Annotated in this window: 2 protein-coding genes; both read right to left on the reverse strand. The window is 53.4% G+C overall.

The features are described from left to right. Positions 1-260 precede the first annotated feature (260 nt). Complete coding sequence (gene gmhB / locus AB5Y90_RS01445) at positions 261-803, reverse strand: D-glycero-beta-D-manno-heptose 1,7-bisphosphate 7-phosphatase (RefSeq protein WP_240533656.1); 543 nt, start codon at positions 801-803, stop codon at positions 261-263. A gap of 113 nt (positions 804-916) precedes the next feature. Further along, positions 917-2,053 (reverse strand): elongation factor Tu (gene tuf, locus AB5Y90_RS01450; RefSeq protein WP_115523187.1); only part of this gene is annotated, 1,137 nt, incomplete at its 5' end.

The following is a 2,053-nucleotide window of genomic DNA, read 5'->3' on the forward strand; positions in this document are numbered from 1 at the left end:
TTGATTCAAATTGTTAAAGAGCGACGCAACAGTGTGTTGCTGCGGGAGTGGAATTCTACTCAACCGCCTTCTCGAGTCAAGCCTTATTTTCAAAGACTTTTCGAGGTTATCGACTTGGCCTTCTGCGTTGCCGCTTGCCCTGTCGATGGAGGCGCATTATAGGGAACAGATTCTTTCTGGCAAGCAGATAATTGCAAAAAGATGGCTTTCACTGTTTATTCGCTCACAAAGCCACCAATTGGCATATTAAACCGGCGAAATCAGCTCACTGCAGGCACCGCAACGGCAAAATCGTGCAGATTGTCATAGAGAGCATCGGCCAGCGCACTACCCGTTTCGGTCACCGGCTTGCCGGTTCTGACCATGATCTTGTGACCAACCCCGGCATTGATGGCGGCTTTCAGATCGGAAGGCTTGTCACCCACCATATAGGAACGACTCATGTCGATCCCCAGTTCCTGTTGCGCCAACAGCAGCATGCCTGGCTCCGGTTTGCGGCAATCACAGGGGGCGCCGTGATCCGGATGATGGGGGCAGAAGTAGATGCCATCGAGATCTACATCCCGATCAGCCAGTGACCAATCCATCCATTCAGTCAGATTCATGAAGTCATCTTCACTGAAGTAGCCGCGGGCGATTCCGGACTGGTTGGTGACGACGACCAGCAGATAGCCTTTCTTTTTGAGAAGCTGCAGGGCGTCTATGACTCCGGGCAGAAAATGGAAATCATCGATCTGACTGACATAGCCAGTGTCTTCATTGATGACACCGTCACGATCCAGAAAAATGGCAGGGTTGCTCACGGAAACTACCTCTATCAATGGTTTTGCCCAGTATCTCACAGGCCATAAATAGCCCCAAAAATAAAAGGGGTGGCCGAAGCCACCCCTTTTCATGTTTGTATATAACGAATCGATTAGGCGATTACGCTAGCTACAACACCGGCACCTACGGTACGGCCACCTTCACGGATAGCGAAACGCAGGCCGTCGTCCATCGCGATCGGCGCAATCAGGGTAACAACCATTTTGATGTTGTCGCCCGGCATTACCATCTCTACGCCTTCCGGCAGTTCGATGGTACCGGTCACGTCGGTAGTACGGAAGTAGAACTGCGGACGGTAGCCTTTGAAGAACGGGGTATGACGACCACCTTCTTCTTTGGACAGTACGTACACTTCAGATTCGAACTTGGTGTGCGGCTTGATAGAACCCGGCTTGGCCAGTACCTGACCACGCTCTACGTCTTCACGCTTAACACCACGCAGCAGCGCGCCGATGTTCTCGCCTGCACGACCTTCGTCCAGCAGCTTGCGGAACATTTCAACACCGGTACAGGTGGTAGAAACGGTATCTTTGATACCAACGATTTCTACAGTCTCACCTACTTTAACGATACCGCGCTCTACACGACCGGTAACTACAGTACCACGGCCAGCGATAGAGAATACGTCTTCGATAGGCATCAGGAACGGCTGGTCAATCGCGCGCTCCGGCTCCGGGATGTAGGTATCCAGGTGGCCAGCCAGCTCGATGATCTTCTCTTCCCACTGAGCGTCGCCTTCCAGCGCTTTCAGTGCGGAACCACGAACTACCGGCAGGTCATCACCCGGGAAGTCGTACTCGGTCAGCAGTTCACGAACTTCCATCTCTACCAGTTCGAGCAGCTCTTCGTCATCAACCATGTCACACTTGTTCATGAACACGATCATGTACGGGATACCAACCTGACGACCCAGCAGGATGTGCTCACGAGTCTGCGGCATCGGGCCGTCAGTCGCTGCTACTACCAGGATCGCGCCGTCCATCTGGGCAGCACCGGTGATCATGTTTTTAACGTAGTCGGCGTGACCCGGGCAATCTACGTGGGCGTAGTGACGGGTAGCGGTGTCGTATTCTACGTGGGAGGTGTTGATGGTGATACCACGCTCACGCTCTTCCGGTGCCTTGTCGATCTGGTCGAAGGCGAAAGCTTTACCACCGAAGTGCTTGGCCAGCACGTTGGTGATAGCTGCAGTCAGGGTGGTTTTACCGTGGTCAACGTGGCCGATGGT

The sequence above is a fragment of the Aeromonas sp. R4-1 genome (genome assembly GCF_040908325.1).
In the GTDB taxonomy this organism is placed as follows: domain Bacteria; phylum Pseudomonadota; class Gammaproteobacteria; order Enterobacterales; family Aeromonadaceae; genus Aeromonas; species Aeromonas veronii.